The 16,798-nt window shown below is 59.5% G+C and carries 19 protein-coding genes and 1 riboswitch; of the genes, 10 read left to right on the top strand and 9 right to left on the bottom strand.

All coding sequences use genetic code 11. The features are described from left to right. The 3 genes from BLW21_RS17475 to BLW21_RS17465 all read right to left on the bottom strand — a co-directional run. The coding region (locus BLW21_RS17475; RefSeq protein WP_139255289.1) for a transposase at positions 1 to 191 on the bottom strand (191 nt) is incomplete at its 3' end. A 29-nt stretch (positions 192 to 220) separates the two neighbouring features. Next, the gene (locus BLW21_RS17470; RefSeq protein ID WP_092742610.1) at positions 221 to 568 is read right to left on the bottom strand and encodes an IS5 family transposase; all 348 of its coding nucleotides are present in this window, start codon (positions 566 to 568) and stop codon (positions 221 to 223) included. Positions 569 to 600: 32 nt separating this feature from the next. Next, positions 601 to 924: a rhodanese-like domain-containing protein gene (locus BLW21_RS17465; protein WP_092742608.1), complete on the bottom strand. Its 324-nt coding sequence runs from the start codon at positions 922 to 924 to the stop codon at positions 601 to 603. Between the two features lie 108 nt (positions 925 to 1,032). Here BLW21_RS17465 and pnuC point away from each other — a divergent pair, with 108 nt between their 5' ends. From pnuC to BLW21_RS17445, 4 genes are all read left to right on the top strand, one after another. Continuing rightward, on the top strand, positions 1,033 to 1,659 hold the full coding sequence (gene pnuC, locus BLW21_RS17460; RefSeq protein ID WP_175471028.1) for a nicotinamide riboside transporter PnuC: 627 nt from the start codon (positions 1,033 to 1,035) through the stop codon (positions 1,657 to 1,659). Between the two features lie 65 nt (positions 1,660 to 1,724). After that, positions 1,725 to 2,279 (top strand): AAA family ATPase, encoded by a 555-nt coding sequence (locus tag BLW21_RS17455; protein ID WP_092742604.1) that lies wholly within the window; start codon positions 1,725 to 1,727, stop codon positions 2,277 to 2,279. A gap of 101 nt (positions 2,280 to 2,380) precedes the next feature. Then, a complete protein-coding gene (locus BLW21_RS17450) occupies positions 2,381 to 3,259 on the top strand; it encodes an aldose 1-epimerase family protein (protein WP_092742602.1) in 879 nt (292 codons plus the stop codon). After that, the gene (locus BLW21_RS17445) at positions 3,252 to 3,680 is read left to right on the top strand and encodes a GNAT family N-acetyltransferase (protein ID WP_092742600.1); all 429 of its coding nucleotides are present in this window, start codon (positions 3,252 to 3,254) and stop codon (positions 3,678 to 3,680) included. The genes BLW21_RS17450 and BLW21_RS17445 overlap by 8 nt, the downstream gene beginning before the upstream one ends. 163 nt (positions 3,681 to 3,843) lie before the next feature. Here the strand turns inward: BLW21_RS17445 and BLW21_RS17440 are convergent, their stop codons facing one another. Continuing rightward, positions 3,844 to 4,077 carry a hypothetical protein gene (locus tag BLW21_RS17440; RefSeq protein WP_139255287.1) on the bottom strand — a complete coding sequence of 78 codons (234 nt, stop codon included), beginning with the start codon at positions 4,075 to 4,077 and terminating at the stop codon, positions 3,844 to 3,846. 231 nt (positions 4,078 to 4,308) lie between these two features. Beyond that, a riboswitch (TPP riboswitch) is annotated at positions 4,309 to 4,419 on the top strand. 59 nt (positions 4,420 to 4,478) lie between these two features. On the opposite strand from BLW21_RS17440, the gene BLW21_RS17435 reads away from it, so the two are divergent. Beyond that, positions 4,479 to 6,974: a TonB-dependent receptor gene (locus BLW21_RS17435; RefSeq protein ID WP_092742577.1), complete on the top strand. Its 2,496-nt coding sequence runs from the start codon at positions 4,479 to 4,481 to the stop codon at positions 6,972 to 6,974. 101 nt (positions 6,975 to 7,075) lie between these two features. On the opposite strand, the gene BLW21_RS17430 is transcribed toward BLW21_RS17435, so the two are convergent. Further along, positions 7,076 to 8,815, bottom strand: coding sequence for an APC family permease (locus tag BLW21_RS17430; RefSeq protein WP_092742575.1), 1,740 nt, complete (start codon positions 8,813 to 8,815; stop codon positions 7,076 to 7,078). A gap of 226 nt (positions 8,816 to 9,041) precedes the next feature. Here BLW21_RS17430 and BLW21_RS17425 point away from each other — a divergent pair, with 226 nt between their 5' ends. After that, complete coding sequence (locus BLW21_RS17425; protein ID WP_245711947.1) at positions 9,042 to 10,277, top strand: acyl-CoA dehydrogenase family protein; 1,236 nt, start codon at positions 9,042 to 9,044, stop codon at positions 10,275 to 10,277. Positions 10,278 to 10,390: 113 nt separating this feature from the next. Here BLW21_RS17425 and BLW21_RS17420 read toward each other — a convergent pair whose 3' ends face one another. Beyond that, positions 10,391 to 10,750 carry a hypothetical protein gene (locus BLW21_RS17420; protein ID WP_092742563.1) on the bottom strand — a complete coding sequence of 120 codons (360 nt, stop codon included), beginning with the start codon at positions 10,748 to 10,750 and terminating at the stop codon, positions 10,391 to 10,393. A 94-nt stretch (positions 10,751 to 10,844) separates the two neighbouring features. Further along, positions 10,845 to 11,306, bottom strand: coding sequence for a DUF4268 domain-containing protein (locus tag BLW21_RS17415; protein ID WP_092742560.1), 462 nt, complete (start codon positions 11,304 to 11,306; stop codon positions 10,845 to 10,847). A 138-nt stretch (positions 11,307 to 11,444) separates the two neighbouring features. Between BLW21_RS17415 and BLW21_RS17410 the strand changes: the two genes are divergently transcribed. Further along, a complete protein-coding gene (locus tag BLW21_RS17410; RefSeq protein ID WP_092742552.1) occupies positions 11,445 to 11,783 on the top strand; it encodes an HIRAN domain-containing protein in 339 nt (112 codons plus the stop codon). A gap of 254 nt (positions 11,784 to 12,037) precedes the next feature. Here the strand turns inward: BLW21_RS17410 and BLW21_RS17405 are convergent, their stop codons facing one another. Beyond that, the gene (locus BLW21_RS17405) at positions 12,038 to 13,012 is read right to left on the bottom strand and encodes a hypothetical protein (RefSeq protein WP_092742550.1); all 975 of its coding nucleotides are present in this window, start codon (positions 13,010 to 13,012) and stop codon (positions 12,038 to 12,040) included. Between the two features lie 212 nt (positions 13,013 to 13,224). Between BLW21_RS17405 and ruvB the strand changes: the two genes are divergently transcribed. From ruvB to queG, 3 genes are all read left to right on the top strand, one after another. Continuing rightward, positions 13,225 to 14,271: a Holliday junction branch migration DNA helicase RuvB gene (gene ruvB / locus BLW21_RS17400; RefSeq protein ID WP_092742549.1), complete on the top strand. Its 1,047-nt coding sequence runs from the start codon at positions 13,225 to 13,227 to the stop codon at positions 14,269 to 14,271. A gap of 159 nt (positions 14,272 to 14,430) precedes the next feature. Then, the gene (locus BLW21_RS17395; protein WP_092742548.1) at positions 14,431 to 15,384 is read left to right on the top strand and encodes a methyltransferase domain-containing protein; all 954 of its coding nucleotides are present in this window, start codon (positions 14,431 to 14,433) and stop codon (positions 15,382 to 15,384) included. An 85-nt stretch (positions 15,385 to 15,469) separates the two neighbouring features. Continuing rightward, positions 15,470 to 16,411, top strand: a complete 942-nt coding sequence (gene queG / locus BLW21_RS17390) for a tRNA epoxyqueuosine(34) reductase QueG (protein WP_092742547.1) — start codon at positions 15,470 to 15,472, stop codon at positions 16,409 to 16,411. Positions 16,412 to 16,510: 99 nt separating this feature from the next. Here the strand turns inward: queG and BLW21_RS17385 are convergent, their stop codons facing one another. After that, complete coding sequence (locus BLW21_RS17385) at positions 16,511 to 16,705, bottom strand: hypothetical protein (protein WP_092742546.1); 195 nt, start codon at positions 16,703 to 16,705, stop codon at positions 16,511 to 16,513. Positions 16,706 to 16,798: the final 93 nt, after the last annotated feature.

Genomic DNA, 16,798 nt, shown 5'->3' with positions numbered 1-16,798 from the left:
ACGGCTTGCGCGTGTTGCCCGGCCACAGCCGCTAGCACGGCGTTCGTGTCGTAGGCCTTATCGGCCACCACAGCGCCGGGCTTTTCGGGCAGGGCGGCCAGCAGTTCCGGTAGCACGGTGCAATCGGCTTGTTCACCTGGGGTGAGCTTCAGGATCAGACAGTTGCCCAGCGCGTCAACCACGGCATGCATCTTCGTCGAGAAGCCGCCCCGGCTCCGGCCTAAGCTTTCGGCCGCGGCCGTACTTTTTTTTGGCCGGCGGCGGCTTTGTGGGCTTTGACCGTGGTCGAGTCGACCAGCACCCAAGCATAATCCGGCTCCTGCACCGCCTGGAACAGGCCCTCCCAGACCCCAGCCAGCGCCCAGCGGCGAAAGCGTCGGGCTACCGTGTTCCAAGGGCCAAACCGTTCGGGCAGGTCGCGCCAGGCGCAGCCCGTGCGCACCCGGTAGACCACGGCGTTGACAAAATGGCGGTTGTTGCGGCCTGTGCCGCCTGCCGTACCGGCCTGCCCAAGTGTGTGCGGCTGAATCAGTTCCCATTCACGCTCAGTAAGTTCGTGGCGTCGCATCCCGCAAATTTAAACATGACTGTCCACACACTCTAGTAAAGCGCCACCGAAGCGTCTACCCGCCGGCTCCAGGCATCAATTCCGCCGCGCAGGTTTAGCAGATTGGTGTGCTCGTGGCGGTGCTGCAGGAACGCCAGCGCCTGCATCGAGCGCACGCCGTGGTGGCAGATGAGCACCACGGGCCGGTCGTCGGGTACTTCGTCGGCGCGGCGGGCCAGTTCGCCCAGCGGAATCAGTAAGCTGCCTTCGATGCGGCAGAATGCGTACTCCTCGGGCTGGCGCACGTCGATGAGGTGGAGGTTTTCGCCGCTTTGCAGGCGGGCGTGCAGGGCTTCGGGCGTGAGTTCGGGCAGCATCAATGGATAGGTAAAAAACCGGATCAACCGTAAAATTACCCCGCTGCTGGTTAGCTTTGGTCAATTGGCCCCAGGAGGGGCCGGCGCAATTCAGTCTTAACCATCAACTTGGAACAACTGCTCAGGTTCTGGACCGAAGCGGCCGGCAGCGGCCCGCTCGAATGGATAGCCGTGCTCACGGGCTTCGCCTGCGTGTGGCTGGCGGCCCGCGAGTCGCTCTGGAATTTCCCGGTGGCCATCGTCAGTTGCGGGCTCTACGTGTTCGTCTACCGGCAGAGCACGCTGTACGCCGATATGGGCTTGCAGGTAGTCTTTATAATACTGGCTTTGTACGGCTGGTACCAGTGGCTGCACGGTGGGCAAAACCGCGCCGAACTGCCTGTTTCGCGCACCACCCGGCAGGAGTGGGTTGGGTGCGCGGTTTTTGTGGCCGTCTTTACGCTGGCCGTCGGCTACTACCTGCAGCACCACACCGATGCCGCGCTGCCCCACTGGGATGCCTTCACGACGGCCGGCAGCCTGGCCGGGCAGTTTCTGCTCATCCGTAAGCGCCTCGAAAACTGGTTTATCTGGATAGTGGTTGACATTATCTACGTGCCCATTCTCTGGTACAAACAGCTCTACCCTACCAGCGCCCTGTATGCGCTCTACCTCGCCCTGGCGGTGTACGGCTACGTGGAGTGGCGCCGGGCGCTGCGCAAAAACGCTACTCGCTCTGTTCCTCTCTCTGCCTGACTTGCTATGAACCAGCCTTTCCGCCTTTTGCCAACCGATTTTCCGTTTTTCGGAGTAGTCCGCTGATGTTGCGCGTTGCCCTGACCGGTCCCGAATCGACGGGCAAAACCACCCTGAGCCGGCTGCTGGCCGAGCACTACCGCACGGCCTGGGCGCCGGAGTATGCCCGCGCCTACCTCACCGAGCGCGGCCCGCACTACAGCCTGGCCGACCTGGAGGACATTGCCCGCGGCCAGCTGCAGGCCGAGGAGCAGGCCGTGGCCGAAGCCCAACGCCAGGGCCGGCCGCTGGTATTCTGCGACACCGATTTGCTAGTAATAAAAATCTGGGCCGAGCATTCGTTCGGCTACTGCCCCGACTGGATTCTGCGCCGCATGGAGCAGCAGCACTACGCCCTGGTACTGTTGCTGAACGTGGACCTGCCCTGGGAACCCGACCCGCTACGCGAGCATCCGCAGCACCGTAGCCATTTTTATACCCTCTACCAGCGCGAACTCCACGGCCAGCTGTCGAACTTTACCGAAGTAAGCGGCCAGCCCGCCCAGCGCTTCGAGCAGGCCTGCTTCCACGTCGATGAGTTGCTTGGTCGGCAGCCCCGGCCTGGGCACATTCTGGAATAACTTTCTGGAGCGGCTGCCGTTTTGCCCGGTAGTGTATAGGTTTGCGTTCGGCAACGTCGCAATTAACTATATGATTATCAGGCAATAAATTATATGTTGAAATGATGCACACCCTCGAAAACAAGCACTGCCGCGTTCAGATAAACGCCCGCGGAGCCGAGTTGACCAGCTTTGTGCGCCTCGATGCGGCCGGCGAGCTGGAGTACCTCTGGCAGGCCGACCCCGCCCATTGGGGTCGCCACGCGCCGGTGCTGTTTCCGATAGTAGGTCGCCTGCCCGACAACCAGTACCTGCACCAAGGCCAGACCTACGCGATGGGGCAGCACGGCTTCGCCCGCGACCGGGAGTTCACGCTACTGCACCGCAGCGAGTTTGAACTGACGTTTGAGCTGCGCGATGATGCCGTCAGCCGGGTTAATTATCCGTTTGGGTTTGCGCTGCGCATTAGCTACCGGCTGGCCGGCGCCACGCTCACGGTGGGCTGGGAGGTCGAAAACCCGGATTCCGCCGAGCTGCTGTTCAGCATCGGGGCGCACCCGGCCTTCCGCTGTCCGCTGCTGCCCGGCGAAACGCTTGCCGACTACGATTTCGTCTTCGACCACCCCGTCAGCCTCGACCGGTACCTGCTGCAAAGCGGCCTGTTCAGTGGCGAAACCGAGCCGCTGCTGCGCCACGAAACCGTGCTGCCGCTCAGCTACGAGCTGTTTGCCCAGGACGCGCTGGTCTTTCAGCACTTCGATTTTACCAGCCTCACGCTGCGCAGCCGGCGCTCGGGCCACAGCGTGCGGGCCCGCTTCGACGGTTTTCCTTACCTGGGCCTCTGGACGGCGGGGCCGGGCGCCGGGTTCGTTTGCATCGAGCCCTGGCACGGGCTGGCGGGCCGTGTGGGTGGCCCCATCGAGCTGGCCGATAAACAGGGCATTATGAGCCTGGATACCGGTCAGCAGTTTATCACTTCTTACAGTCTCACCGTTGCCTGATATCACCACTTCCGACATTACCATCCGGGCCATTTCGGCGGCCGATACCTACGAGTTGCGCCACCAAGTGCTGTGGCCCAACGAGCCGGTTACCTACATCCAACTCGGCAACGACGCGGTTGGGTTGCACTTTGGCGCCTTTCGCCACGGCCAGCTGGTATCGGTTATTTCGTTGTTTATTGATGGCAGCGTGGCCCGGTTCCGCAAGTTCGCCACCCGCCCCGACTGCCAGGGCCAAGGCATCGGCTCGCAGCTACTGCGCCACGTCATCAACGAGGCCCGCCGCCACGGCGCCCGCCGCTTATGGTGCGACGCCCGCGCCCGTAACGAGGCCTTTTACCGCGCCTTCAAGCTGGAGCCTGAAGGCAACCGCTTCTACCGCGGAACCGAACCCTATATCCTGATGGCCAGGGATTTATAATGAATAGAGAACAGTGAATAGTGAATAGTGAATAGTGGGAAACGAGCCCAGCTGTCATCCTGACGAAGGAAGAACCTTGCCATGCTGAACGAGTCGTTTTACGGTTGTTCATAAGTAAAAAAGTCCTTACTTCGTCAGGATGATAGCCGGTTCCGTTTCCGCACTATTCACTATTCACTGGCCGACGGCAGTTGTAATCGGGCTCCCAGTCGTTGATGGGGCGGGAGATACCGGGGGGCAGGTCGAAATCGGGCAGGCCGTCGTCGAGCGGCTCACCACCGCCCTCATCGTCGTTGCCGGGGGCCGGGGGCTGGCGCAAGCGGCGGCCGGGCATCAGTAACACAAAGGCGGCGAAAATAAGCGCGACGAGCATATACAGGAGGCTGGGAACAGACATGGCGCGGGGGTGAAGAGGAACGGAGTTCCGAAACCGGACGGGCTACTGATTGCAACGGGTAGCCGCCCCACCTTGTTTTTGCCGGGTCCGGCTTTTTGGCTGGGCCGCCGCAATGGGCGGGCCATATTTCTAAGATAGCTGATTGCCAATAGAAAACGAAGCCGCTGGCCCTTTTTGCATTGGTTGGATGCGCCAGGCGGGCCGAAACCATATTTAGCGGCGTACCTTCGCCGTACAGTTTAGGGGTGCCCCAGGCTACGCGAGTAGCAATAAGGCTGAGATCATACCCATTGAACCTGATCCGGGTAATGCCGGCGAAGGGAACAAACGATCCGCGAACGAAACACCCGTGGGGGCCGACCCCTGGCCCTGGGTACGTTCCATTTTTCCATTTTTCACTTTTGAAAACTGTATTGACCACCGGACTGGCCCTGTTAGGGCTGTCTGGCGCGGCATGGGCCCAAGGGCCCGTAGCCGGCACCATCACCGACGCCCGCACCGGCCAGCCGCTGCCCGGTGCCACCATCCTGCTCGACGGCAGGCCCAGCAGCAGCACCGATGCGGCCGGCAGTTTCAATCTGGCCACTGTGCCGGCCGGCCGGCACGAGCTGCGCATCACGTTTGTGGGCTATGAAACCCTCGTGCAGACGTTGCAAGGACAGGCGCAAGCCCAGCGCGTAAGCGCCGGACTGCAACCCGGCGGCGTACTCACCGGCGACGCGCTCGTAACGGCCCAGCGGGCTTCCGACCGCACGGCCACGGCCTATACCAACCTGGGCAAGCAGGATATCGCCAAGCGCAATTTCGGTCAGGATTTGCCCTATCTGCTCGATCAGACCCCCTCGGTTGTCGTCACGTCGGATGCCGGGGCGGGCGTGGGCTACACCGATATCCGCATTCGGGGCACCAGCAACACGGGCATCAACATGACCATCAACGGCATCCCGCTCAACGATGCCGAGTCGCACGGCTCGTTTCTGGTGAACCTGCCCGATCTGGCTTCATCTATCAGCAGCCTACAGGTGCAGCGCGGGGTGGGCACGAGCCAGAATGGCGGGGCCGCTTTCGGGGCCAGCCTCAACATTTCTACCCTCGACAACCGCCGCGAGGCCTACGGCGAAACCAGCAACTCCTACGGCTCCTTTAATACCTGGAAAAATACTGTGCAGTTTGGTACGGGCCTGCTGGGCGAGCATTTCACGGTCGACGGCCGCCTCTCGCGCATCAGCACCGACGGCTACATGAACCGGGCGGCTTCCGATTTGAAGTCGTATTACCTGGCCGCCGGCTACCAGGCCAACAATACGCTGGTGAAGTTCATCACGTTTTCGGGCCGCGAGAAAACCTATCAGGCCTGGAACGGGGTGCCCGAGCCGGCTCTTACCGGCGACGCAGGCCTGCTGCAGCAGTTTATTGATAACGGCGAACTGAGTGCCGCCGACGCTGAACGGGTGCGCCGGGAAGGCCGCCGCTACAGCTATTACACCTACGACAACCAGACCGACAACTACCTGCAGAACCACTATCAGCTGCACCTTTCGCAGCAGCTGGGGCCCGACTGGAACCTCGGCGCGGCCCTGCACCTGACGCGTGGCCTGGGCTACTACGAGAGCTTCCGGGCCAACCGCAAGCTGGCCAATTACCAGCTGCCCAACATCACGCTCGGCGACACCACCATCAAGCGGACCGACCTGATCGACCGCAAGTACCTCGACAACTACTTCTACGGGGGCACTTTCGCGCTCAATTACCAGCCCAAGAACAACGACCGGCTCCAGGCGACGGTAGGCGGCGCCTGGAACCGCTTCATCAACGACCACTACGGCGAAATTATCTGGGCCCGGTATGCTTCCACGGGTAATATCCGTCAGCGCTACTATTTCAACGACGCCACCAAAACCGACTATAACGCCTACGCCCGCGCCACCTGGCAGCTGCTGCCCAGGCTGGGCGTGTACGGCGACGTGCAGGTGCGCCACATCGGGTACGGAATTGATGGCGTGGAACACAGTCCTGACGACCCGCGCGCCGTGAAGGGCGTGGTGGATGTAACTACCCGCGCCCGCTACACCTTCGTCAACCCCAAAGCCGGCGCCACGTTTGCGGTGGCCAAAGGGCAGCAGCTCTACGCCAGTTTCGCGGTGGGCCAGCGCGAGCCGGTGCGCTCCGATTTCACTGACCGCCCCGCCGGCGACGCGGGCGCCCAGGCCGAGCGTCTGCACGACTTCGAGGGCGGCTACCGCTTTACCCAGCCCAATACCAACCTGCTGGGACCCAATACGTCGTTGCGCTTCGAGGCCAACTACTTCTACATGAACTACCGCAACCAACTGGTATCGATTGGGCAACTCAATGATGTGGGCACGCCGTTGCGTACCAACGTAGCGCGCAGCTACCGTCGGGGCCTGGAGCTAACGGGTTTCGTGTCGGCCAACGACAAAATCAGCCTCAGCAGCACGATTACGCTGAGCCAGAACCGCATCCGGGACTACCAGGAAGCCACCACCGACAGCACGTTTATGCTGCGTACCAGTACTATTTCTTACTCGCCCTCGGTTGTGTCGGCGCACACGCTGGAGGTGCAGCCGCTGCGGGGCCTGCGGGCGGCGGTGCTCTATAAAACAGTGAGCCGCCAGTACCTCGACAATTCTACGAGCGAAGACCGCCGCATTCAACCCTACCAGGTGCTCGATTTTCGGCTACGTTACACCATCCGGCCCGTGTTCATGAAGGAAATCGAGCTGGGCCTGCTGGTGAATAACGTGCTCAACCGCCGCTACGCCGCCAACGGCTACACCTACGGCTACCCCGGCGCCGATGGCCGCCAGCAAACATTTAACTGGTATTTCCCGCAGGCTACCCGCAACTTCCTGCTTTCAGTAGGCGCAAAATTCTGACCACGGGTTAGCGCTAAAAGCAAAAGCCACCTCAGTTGAGGTGGCTTTTTTTGTCGGCTACAAAATCCGTGAAATCCGCTAAAATTCGCGCTAATCCGTGGTCAGATGATCAGGCGTACCCCGCCCAGCTCGGATATCTGGTAGGGGAACCGGTCGCCGGGCGAACCGATGAACATGAAGTTCTTGGGTACTTTCCACTCAGCCGACAGGCGGTCGATGAGCTCGGGACCGAAGTGACCGGGCATGGCCACGAAGTCGATGCGGATTTCCTCGTAAGCCCGGTCAAGCACCTCAATATCCTTGACCAGTTCCTGGGAGTAAGTTTCGCCCTCGCGAAGTAAGGTGACGATCTTGAGACGGTTGGTAAACTCGTTTTCCACCACGTAGGCCATTACTTTGTTCAGGTTCGAAACGTTGTCGCCCTTCGTGAAAAACACGAACTCCTGCTGGTGCAGCTCGCGGGTGGCCTTCTGCACCTGCAAACGGCTAAAGCGCGACACGCCGGGGTATTTGTCGGCAAACGACTTGGCAGCAACCAGAATCAGCTCCAGAATGGAGGCCCGGTTGAGCATGATGTACACAATGGCCATCGAGGGCAGGAAGTACTGCAGAAAGACGATCAGAAACTTGGGGTTCAGCTGCACGTTGCCGTACAGGGCCACCAGTACCCCGATGAGGGCTACCGTAACCGTTAAAATACCCGCGTACACCGGGCGCGGCAGGTTGGGACGCTTGCTCTTGAGCAGGAAGTTGCCAATCGCAAACAGCGCCATCACCGACAGAAACGAAATGGTGTACACGCCCGCCAGCGGCTTGATGTCGCCATTGGTGATAAAGAGCACTGAAGTACACAGCAGGAAAAAGGTAATCAGGATGACGTAGTTGCTCTGGCGGGCGTTTTCTTTGAGGAAAAACTGGGGCAGAATCCGGTCCAGGGCCATGCGTTTCATCAGGCCGCTCACGCCCACGAAGCTCGTGAGCACGGCTCCGCTGAGCACGGCCACGGCATCGACCGAGATGAGCGTACCCAGCCACTGGCCCCCGGCCACCGTACCGAGATACGAAAGTACTGTTTCGGCGTGCTCTTCTACCTGAATGATAGGCAGCGCGGCAATGGCCAGAAAGGCGATAACCGGGTTAAAGAAGCTCACCACTATCCACATGTTGCGCAGGGTTTTGGCAAACACGCCGGGGGCCTGCTCCTCCACAAAGTTGGCCGAGCTTTCGAAGCCCGAAATACCCAGCATGGCCGCACTGAAACCGAAGAACAAGGCGGTAACCAGGCTGCCACCGGGAATGGGGGCCGAGAAGTTGAGCGAAAGCGTGCTCAGGTCGTGGGTGAACAGGAACCAGATAACCGTGCCCACCAGCACCGTGAGCGAAACCAAGTGAGTCAGGAAAATGGCCACGGCCACTTTCGCCGACTCGGAGATGCCCAGAATGGTGAGCGCCAAAAACAGCCCCAGCAGCCCCAGCGTACCCAGGTTGATGTTGAACCCAGCCCAGAGCGTGTGCAGGTAGTGCATGGCCTCGGCCGCCGAAATAACGGCCGTAGCCATATACGAGAGGATGGTCAGGCAGGCGGCCATGGCGGCGTTGCGCTTGCTGGTGGTGTTGAGCAGTACGTTGTAGGCACCGCCATTAAGGGGCAGCGCGCCTACCACCTCACCATATATCTTGCGGAATAAAAACAGCACCGCCGCCACAATCAGCAGCGCTACGAAGGCGTACTGGCCGGCGTAGGCAATGGCCAGGGCCGATACGTAGAGGCAGGAAGAGGAAATATCGTTGCCGCAAATAGCGGTAGCTTCCAATTCGGTTAGCTTTTTGTGCTCACTCATGGGGAGGGTAAAACGTGTTTCGGTAGAGGTAGTGCAGAGTGGTACGGGGAAATTCCGGTTTGAAACGTATACGAGCCCAAGATACAGCTTTTCCTGCCTGACCAACCTGGTAATGCGGGCGTATCGGGTCGGCTTCGGCCCATCGAACCATCGGCCCGGCCAGACGGTTCCCCTTACTGAAAACCCTACCTTTACACCTGATTCCCACTTTATAAACGCACTCTGTATGTCTTCTGAAGCTGACGTTCTTTCGCCCCAGGCCAAAGCCCACTCCGCCCAGCGCGGCTCCACCAACGCGGCCGGTTTTACCGATTACTTCGACCTCGACGGCCTGCTGACCGAGGAGCACAAGCTCATCCGCCAGAGCATCCGCGACTTTGTGAAGAAGGAAATCAGCCCCAACATCGAGAAGTGGGCCCAGCAGGCGCATTTCCCGAGCGAAATCGTGCGCAAGTTCGGCGACGTGGGCGCGTTCGGCCCTACTATCCCTACCGAGTACGGCGGCGGCGGCCTCGACTACATCAGCTACGGCCTTATTATGCAGGAAATTGAGCGCGGCGACTCCGGCATGCGCTCTACGGCCTCAGTGCAGGGCTCGCTCGTGATGTTCCCCATCTACGCCTACGGCTCGGAGGAGCAGCGCCGCAAGTTCCTGCCCAAGCTGGCCAGCGGCGAGTGGCTCGGCTGCTTCGGCCTGACGGAGCCCGACCACGGCTCGAACCCCGGCGGCATGACCACGAACATCAAGGACATGGGCGACTATTACCTGCTTAACGGCGCCAAGCTCTGGATTTCCAACTCGCCCGAGTGCCAGGTAGCCGTAGTGTGGGCCAAAAACGAGGAAGGCCGCATCAAGGGCATCATCGTGGAACGCGGCATGGAAGGCTTCACGACCCCCGAAATCCACAACAAATGGAGCCTGCGCGCCAGCACCACCGGCGAGCTGGTGTTCGACAACGTGAAGGTGCCCAAGGAAAACCTGTTGCCCGGCATCGACGGCCTCAAAGGCCCCCTAAGCTGCCTCGACTCGGCCCGCTTCGGCATTGCCTGGGGCGCCATCGGCGTGGCTATCGACTGCTACGAGTCGGCCCTGAAATACAGCCTGGAGCGCGAGCAGTTCGGTAAGCCCATCGGCGGCTTCCAGCTCCAGCAGAAGAAGCTGGCCGAAATGATTACCGAAATCACCAAGGCCCAGCTGATGGTGTGGCGCCTCGGAGTGCTCAAAAACGAAGGCAAAGCCACCAGCGCCCAGATTTCAATGGCCAAGCGCAACTCCGTCGAAATTGCCCTGCACATTGCCCGCGAGGCCCGCCAGATTCATGGCGGCATGGGCATCACCGGCGAGTACCCCATCATGCGCCACATGATGAACCTCGAATCGGTCATCACCTACGAAGGCACCCACGACATCCACCTGCTGATTACGGGCGCCGATATTACCGGCATACAGGCGTTCAAGTAAGCCAATTTCAGTTGCCGCCAGAAAAAGGGCACTTTACGCGAGTAAAGTGCCCTTTTGGGCTTGCTATGAAGCAGCAAACTAACAATCTTTACGAGGCTGCGGGGGCTGCGAACCTACTTTTCCAGCACGTATATGGTCTCGTTGATAGTGCCCGCGCCCACGCTTATCTGCGTCGAGTTAACGACCCGCCAGCCATTTTGCCGTAGCTCGTTCAGCTTCTTGAGCTCTTCGAGGTGCATCAGGTCGAAGGAGTTAGCCACTTTCTTGATTGTGCCGCTTTTAGCATCGGTTTCCTGCACTTGCACCTCGCCGTTGGGCATGATGATGGACAGCGTGTTTTTGGCATTCAGGGCCGAGCCCGAAAAGCGGCTGATGACCATTGCATAGCCAGTCGGCTCGGCGGGCTTGGGGTAAAATGCCCAAGAGCAAGCGGCAGCCAGCAGTAAACCGGCGAAGGGAATAATCTTTTTCATGTGGGTTGATAGGTAAGCGTTGTTTGGATATCCTGGAGCAATATCACGCAAATCTCCCTACAGTTGACTTATTAGGTGCACAATTCTGCCAGTTCTACCGCAATTCATCAAACGCGTACTGCCCCGTGCTCCAGAACTCATCCAACGCCACCAGCCGGGGCTTGAAGAAGGGGATGAGCCGGGCCCAGTCGTCGCGCGAGAACAGGTTGGCGGGGCGCAGCTCCTGGTAGATGCGGGCCAGGGGCTGGCCGCTTTCGTTGATGGCGGCCGGCTCCCAGGTCCAGGTTTCGCCGGTCGCCTCTTCCAGCATGGGCCGCAGCTCCCGGAACTGCTCGAAAAACAGCTCGCGCAGCCCTTCGTCGGGGTGCGTGATTTCGATGCCGATAGTGGCGTGGCGGTTGTCGGCGTGCAGGCGGAAATACACGTGCTTGAGGCCGGTTTTGTAGTTCATCCAGTTCACCGGCCCGCCATCGGCCGACGGCACGGGCTGCATGTACTGGCCCAGCGTGGTCCAGAAGGCCTGGCGGAGCTGGGTGGCTTCGGTCTTGCTATACATAAGGGGCAAAGGTAGCGGCCGGCCGAAAAAGGCGGCCCAAACCCGGCCCGCAACTGCCCGCGCCGGCAGATTGACCGGGCTGCTACGGCATAAACCCATTTGCTGCGTAGTTTAGGGCTTCACTACGCCTCCCTGCCCATGTCCGATTATACCTCCGACAAGTCCCTGGTGCTACTTGAATGCCTCGTGGCCGGCACCACCCACCGCCCCGGCCTGCGCGAGTTCGAACCTACGCTGCAACCCGGCCAGCCGCTGGCCCTGGCCCGCGAAGCCGACAGCTCCTACGACGACTGGGCTGTGCGCGTGCTCACCAGCGGCCCCGGCGAGGCGTTCTGGCTAGGCTACCTGCCCGAAGGCCGCAACGAAACCGTGGCCCGTCTGCTCGATGCCGGCTACCCGCTCTCGGCCCGCCTCACCCACAAAGCCTGGGAAGACGAGTGGCTGCACTTGGAAATTGAAGTGCTGCTGGCGCAGTAGAATGAATCAGCAGCTGTCATGCTGAGCGGCGCGAAGAACCTCGGTTATACCAGTCAGAACGTCATGCTGAGCGCAGCCGAAGCATCTCTACCGCTCCTCTGCCATTGCAACGGAACGTTATGCTTCGGCTGCGCTCAGCATAACGTTCCGTTGACTTTCTGAACAGTTTTATACTAGCCCTTGACAGCAGGGGTAGCACGGCACGCGAGATTCTTCGCGCCGCTCAGAACGACATTTTTTGTACAGTTCAGCGCTTACAGCTTATCAGCCAGTGCCAGCACCTGCTGCCGGGCCTGCGCTATTTCGGGGTTGTCGGGGAAGTTTTGCTGCACCCACTGCGTGAAGCCGCTAACGATGCTACCCACGGCTTCGCGGTTGCTGGCCGGGGCCGGCTCGGTGGCCCGGCGCTCCTCATCGGATATGGTCGGGAAGGCGTCTTCCAGCCCGATCTGGCTCATCAAATCCGACACGAATACCATGCCGCACACCTGCAGGGCCTGGTAAAGCTGCACCACTTCGGGCATGTTGAGGGTCAGTGGCTCGTGCGCCTGCGCCTGGCCGAGCCGGGTAATGAGCGGCTCCAGGGCACCGGGCTGCAGGTGGGGCAGCGCCTGCACGGCCTGCGCAAACGGGTGGTCAGTATCCTGCGGCAGGCTGACGGCTAGCAGTAGTGCCAGACGCATGATGTGCAGCTGCGGCGGCAGCGGGCGCAGATGGGCCACCGGCTGCTCTATGGCCGGTTGGCTTGCCAGGAACTCCGCAAATGCCTCTTCTACTGCCAGCCGGTGCAAACCTAGTGAAGCCGTATCTGCCGGGGCCGCCACGTGCTCTTCCAGCAGCCCCAGTACCATCGCGCTTGCCTGATGGCAGTAGGCGAGCACCTGGTTGAGCTGAGCTGCGGTGATGTCCTGCATCGATTGCCGCACAAAAGCCAGCACTGGTGCCGCCTGGCTGGTTTCCAGCACCAAACGGCCCAGTAGCAGCAGGTCGTACAGCGCCAGAGGCTCCTGCCGGAGCATCGTCAGCAACTGAGGCTGATTTTCGATGGTATTGAGGCGCTGCACGGTGGCCACATCGAGGGTGATGAGCTGGCGCAGCCGGGCAGTGGCGGGCGTGGCAGGCCGGCTCAGCAGCTCCAGCGCGGCCATGCCGTGCAGGTTCAGCGTGTCGGCCAGCTGGTCGTAAAAATCTACCGGCAGGGTATCGAGCCAGGAGTCGGAAGCAGGCATAGAAAGCGTGGCGGGTTGAAGTGGCAAGTTACGGCCCTGGGGCATTGATTGGGTAAGGTGGGGAGCATAAAACAAGATTTGCGGCTAGCACGGGAGTTTTGATTGCTAATGCAGTTAGCTGAATTTAGATGGCTAAGTATTTTTTGCTAAAAAAGGCACCAAGGCCCGTGGCAAAGTGTTACCTTTCGACACGCTGAATTATTGCCAGACTTATGCGCGAACCGCTCCTGACGGGTGACACTGAACATTACGATGCCACCGATAAAGACATTGACAAGGCCCTTCGCCCCCTTTCCTTCGACGATTTTGCCGGCCAGGAAAAGGTAGTAGAAAACCTGAAGGTGTTTGTGGCCGCCGCTAGGCGCCGCGGCGACGCCCTCGACCATGTGCTGCTCCACGGCCCTCCCGGCCTGGGCAAAACCACGCTCTCCCACATCATCGCCAACGAGCTGGAAGCGGGCATCAAGATGACCTCGGGCCCGGTGCTCGACAAGCCCTCTGATCTGGCCGGCCTGCTTACCAACCTCGAGCCGCACGATGTCCTGTTCATCGACGAGATTCACCGCCTCAACCCGGTAGTAGAGGAGTATCTGTACTCGGCTATGGAAGACTACCGCATCGATATCATGCTCGATTCGGGTCCGAACGCCCGCTCGATACAGATTTCCCTTTCGCCCTTCACGCTCATCGGGGCCACTACGCGTTCAGGTATGCTCACGGCTCCATTACGGGCCCGTTTCGGCATCAGTTCCCGCCTCGAGTACTACGATGCCAAGCTGCTGACCAGCATCGTGGGCCGCTCGGCCGAAATCCTGGCCACGCCCATTGATGATGAGGCGGCCTACGAAATCGCCCGTCGTTCGCGTGGTACTCCGCGCATCGCCAACAACCTGTTGCGCCGCACCCGCGACTTTGCCCAGATCAAAGGCAACGGTACCATTACCCAGGACATTGCCCAGTTTGCCCTGCATGCCCTCGACGTGGACGCCCGCGGCCTCGACGACATGGACAAGCGCATCCTGACCACCATCATCGACAAGTTTAAGGGTGGCCCGGTGGGCATCAGCACCATTGCCACGGCCTGCGGCGAGGAAGGCGAAACCATCGAGGAGGTCTACGAGCCCTTCCTGATTCAGGAAGGCTACCTGAAGCGCACCAGCCGCGGCCGTGAGGCCACCGAGGCCGCCTACGAGCACCTGGGCCGGCCCATGCCCCAGCACCTGCGCGGCAACTCTGCCACGGGTGAGCTGTTTTCCTAAAGGTTCTGCCAAACGTTTAAAGCCGGGCAGTGGCTGCTTTCTACCAGAGAAAGTAGCGCCACTGACCGGCTTTTTGGCGTGCGGGGCTTGTGGGCAAGTGCGGCCGAACCGATACCTTCGTGCCGGTTCGGCCGGTGGCCTTTATAGCTTGAGCAGTGTATGATGAAGAAATGGCAGCAAAAAGTAATTGTCCAGAAGACAATTTCCTATTTACCATTTAGCCATAAAATCAATTATATATTTCAGAAATACGTCACGAAAGGCGTGCAGCTGTCAGACGAGTATTTCTACGACCGGTTGGGCCATGCGCGCGACCATATCAGTAGTTATCAGCACTATTCAAACCGGCCTATTCCGAACAGCAGCCTCGAAATAGGAACGGGTTGGTATCCGATTGTGCCGATTAGTTTATTCCTGTTGGGAGTCGAGAAAATATATTCAGTTGATATTTCCTTTCTTACCTCCAAGCCGCGCCTGCTAACTACGCTACAGCAATTTGCCGCCTGCGCTAAAGCCGGGCGTTTGCGCGAATTTGTCGATTTTCAGGATACCAAGCTGGCCGAGCTGCACGAGTTGCTGGCCCAGTATGAGCAATTGTCGCTGGAGCAAATTCTAGCCAAGCTGCACATTATCTACCTCATTGAAGATGCCCGGCATTTGTCATTAGCTGATAATTCTATCGACTTAGTGAATTCCAATAATACGTTTGAGCATATATACTTGAGCTTGCTTGAGCCTATTCTGCTCGATTTTAAGCGGGTAGTCAACAAGGAGCATGGTGTGATGTCGCATTTTATTGATATGTCGGATCATTTCGCGCATTTCGATAAAACGATTTCAACGTATAATTTCCTGCAGTTTTCGCCCCGGCAGTGGCGCTGGATTGACAATAACATTCAGCCCCAGAGCCGGGCCCGCATTTACGATTACCGGCGGTTGTATGCCGAACTGAGCATCCCGATTACCGCCGAATCGTATCGGCCGGGCAGCGTAGAAGAGCTAAGCCAAATCAAACTGGACGCCGAGTATGCAGCCCACCCGGCCGAAGAAGTAGCCAAAACGCACTGCCACTTCGTTTCGGCTATGAATACGGCGGTGCAGCCCACCCGTTAATTTACTTTTGGAACAAGCCCACCTGCTCGGGCGTTGCGGCTTCTGCAACCTCTGTTCCTGAACCGAAGCTCTCTACCATCGCCCGATGCTGCCCACTGCCCACTACACTGCTTTTATCAAACGCCGGGCGGCGGAGCTGGGCTTTATGTACTGCGGTATTTCGGAGGCTGGCTTTCTGGAAGAAGAAGCGCCGCGCCTCGAAAACTGGCTGAACAAGAACATGCACGGCCAGATGGCCTATATGGCCAACCATTTTGATAAGCGCCTCGACCCCCGCCTGCTCGTGGACGGAGCCAGATCGGTGATTTCGCTGCTGCTCAACTACTACCCGCCCGCGGAAACCCAGCAGCCCGACGACACGCTCAAAGTCAGCAAATACGCCTACGGTCGCGACTACCACTTCGTCATCAAGGATAAGCTCAAGGAGTTGCTCCACGATATGCAGGCGGAAATCGGGGAGGTGGGCGGCCGTTGCTTCGTCGATTCGGCCCCGGTGATGGATAAGGCCTGGGCCAAAAAGAGCGGCCTGGGCTGGGTGGGTAAGAACTCCAACCTCATTACGCCCGGCGTGGGCTCGTTCTACTTCATTGCCGAACTCATCGTGGACGTGCCCCTCGACTACGACGGACCCATCAAGGACTACTGCGGCACCTGCACCAAATGCGTGGACGCCTGTCCCACCCAGGCCATCACCGAGCCCTACGTGGTAGACGGCAGCAAGTGTATCAGCTACTTCACCATCGAGCTCAAAGACCAGATTCCGCGCGAGGTGGAGGGCAAGTTCGGCAACTGGGTATTCGGCTGCGACATCTGTCAGGATGTCTGCCCCTGGAACCGCTTCGCCAAGCCTCACCAGGAGCCCCAGTTTTCGCCCCACCCAGCCCTAAAAGACCTCACCCGCGGCGACTGGCAGGAAATCACGCACGAATTGTTTTCGGAGCTGTTTCGGCAATCGGCTGTGAAGCGCACCGGCTACGCGGGGCTACAGCGCAACATCCGCTTTATAACCGACGAGCCGCAGACGTAAAAAGCCACTGGCAACGCAAGGGCCGGGCAGCGCCACCAAATAGGTGCGGTGCCCGGCCCTTGCGTTGCCAGTGGCTTGTGTTGTGATGGGGTAAAGAGATTAACCTAGGGCAGGCTGACCGAATACACGGTTCAGAAGACGGTGATAGATTTTGGAAAACTGTTGATAGCACCAAGCTTTAAGCTCCGATAAATCGGCGGGCAACAGGTTCCGCAGGGCTTTGCGCAATTCCTTCTCAAAAAGGATTTTGTCAAAGCTGACTTTCAGCAGAATGGTTTTAGCGTATTCCAACATAGCGTTGAATAATTTGGGGTGGGAAGGGTGGGAAAGAAGGACGGAATAAGGGGTGGAAGAATGATTTTGAGCCAGCAGTTGCCCCTTGTACGG

The sequence above is a fragment of the Hymenobacter psychrophilus genome, assembly GCF_900107135.1.
Classification (GTDB): domain Bacteria; phylum Bacteroidota; class Bacteroidia; order Cytophagales; family Hymenobacteraceae; genus Hymenobacter; species Hymenobacter psychrophilus.
This window is presented reverse-complemented; position numbering and strand designations above follow the sequence as displayed.